A 2,004-nucleotide genomic window follows, 5' to 3' on the forward strand; every position below is an offset into this window, starting at 1 on the left:
GACCAGCCGTTCCCGGGCCGGCCGGGCGAATCCGGAATCACCGGAGGAATTCCGACGGGCGGGATGATCAACGGAGGGGCCACCGGGAACGTCCAGATCCCGGCTCCGCCTTCCCAGGCGCCGAGCCTGGGTTAGCCGGAACAGGAACGGTCGCTGCGGCAGCCGGACAACTCCGGTGCCGCAACGACCGATCGATTCGAGCGAAGGCCGCCCTAGTGCTCGGAAACGCCCAGTTCCGCGCCCTTGGTCTCGCGGACCATCGATACACCGATGAACGAGATGGCGCAGAGTACCATGATGTAGATGGCAACGGCGCCGGACCACTCGTAGGTCTTGAGCAGGAGTTGTGCCACCGTGGCTGCGAATGCTCCGCCGAGGATCGCCCCGAGTGCGTAGCCGATGGAGATTCCGGAGTACCGGACCGCCGCCGGGAACATTTCGGCGTACATGGCGGACATGGGCCCGTAGGAAAGGCCGAGTCCGATCGTCAGGACGAACAGGCCGACGCCGTACAGCACGATGTCACCCGTATCGACAAGCAGAAAGAGTGGCAGCATCCAGACGAAGATCAGCGCATAACCGATCTGGAACGTCCGGACACGGCCGATGCGGTCCGACAGCCATCCGCCCACCATGGTGAAGATCAGCCAGCCGAAGGATGCGAGCGTTGTGGCCAGCAGGACGGGAACCAGCGGCATTCCCAGGGTTCCCGTGGCGTAGGAGATGAAGAAGGCGATGACGAGGTAGCCTGCAGCGTTGTTACCGATGAAGATGACTGCGGCGAGAAGCACCTCGCGTGTGTTCTTCCGGAACAGCTCGCGCAGGGGCGCCTTGCTTTCGGCCTTGCGTGCTGCGAGTTGCTTGAAGACCGGGCTCTCGCTGACCGCACGGCGGATCAGGTAGCCCACCACGATCAGCACGACGGACAGGAGGAAGGGAACGCGCCACCCCCACTCGAGGAACTGGTCCTCAGGGATGGCCGTCCGAAGTCCGAGGAGCGTCCCCGTGGCGAGGATCATGCCGATCGGCACCCCGATCTGGGGGTAGGCGCCGAAGATGCCCCGCTTGCTCAGTGGAGCATGTTCCACCGACATGAGGGCAGCTCCGCCCCACTCGCCGCCGGCCGAGAAGCCCTGGACGATCCGCAGGAGGATCAGCAGGATCGGAGCCCAGGCTCCGATCTGGGCATAGGTGGGCAGGAGGCCGATCAGCGCCGTGGCTGCGCCCATGAGGATCAGCGTAGCGACGAGGACGGACTTCCTGCCGAAGCGGTCACCGAGGTGGCCGGCAACGATGGCGCCCAGGGGCCGGAACAGGAAGCTGATGCCGATCAGGGAGAAGGCGAGCACCTGGGCCAGGCCGGGATCCGAGTCCTGGAGCGGCGTCAGGAACAGGGCCGACAGCACGGTGGCGGTCAGCTGCGCGAAGATGAAAAAGTCATACCACTCGATGGTGGTGCCCACGAGGGTGCCCGCGAGGACGCGGCGCTCCTCCGGCGAGGTACGGTGCGCAGTAGTCTGCGCGACGGTTGAAGACGTCATTGTCACTCCAGATGGAAGGAACTGATTTACCGACAGAACGTTCGGTTACTGTGAGCGAAATCATACCTCGTCGAACCGCTTCCCGCGCTATCCGGCTACAACCGGACCTCCAACGGCCGGCAAGCGCCTAACGTTCCCTCGGACGCAGGAACCACGCGCTCACGAAGCCGAGGCAAAGGAGCACGACGGCGGCACACAGCGGAACGAGGAACGCCTGGGAGGGGCCCGCGGCGTCGGCGAGGAGTCCGGCCACCGAGGATCCGAGGGCAGTTCCGGCAACGATGCCGCTGGCAAGGAGGGTCATGACCGTTCCCATCAGGTGCTTCGGAGCAACGTCCGAGCCGATGCTGAAGATCGTGACCATGGTGGGGCCCACCGGAATGCCGAGCAGGAACAGGACCAGCAGCATGGGTGTGACGGCCTGCGGCAGGAGGAGCAGAGCCGCCAGAGCCGCCATGCCGCC

The 2,004-nt window shown here is 65.2% G+C and carries 2 protein-coding genes; both read right to left on the reverse strand.

Features of this window, described 5'->3' with window-relative positions; translation table 11 throughout:
* Positions 1 to 212: 212 nt before the first annotated feature.
* Complete coding sequence (locus Y705_RS0110335; RefSeq protein WP_026532796.1) at positions 213 to 1,541, reverse strand: MFS transporter; 1,329 nt, start codon at positions 1,539 to 1,541, stop codon at positions 213 to 215.
* Positions 1,542 to 1,668: 127 nt separating this feature from the next.
* A partial coding sequence (locus tag Y705_RS19075; RefSeq protein WP_155850028.1) for an MFS transporter occupies positions 1,669 to 2,004 on the reverse strand: 336 nt, incomplete at its 5' end.

Source organism: Arthrobacter sp. H41 (genome assembly GCF_000520535.1).
GTDB lineage: Bacteria > Actinomycetota > Actinomycetes > Actinomycetales > Micrococcaceae > Arthrobacter_D.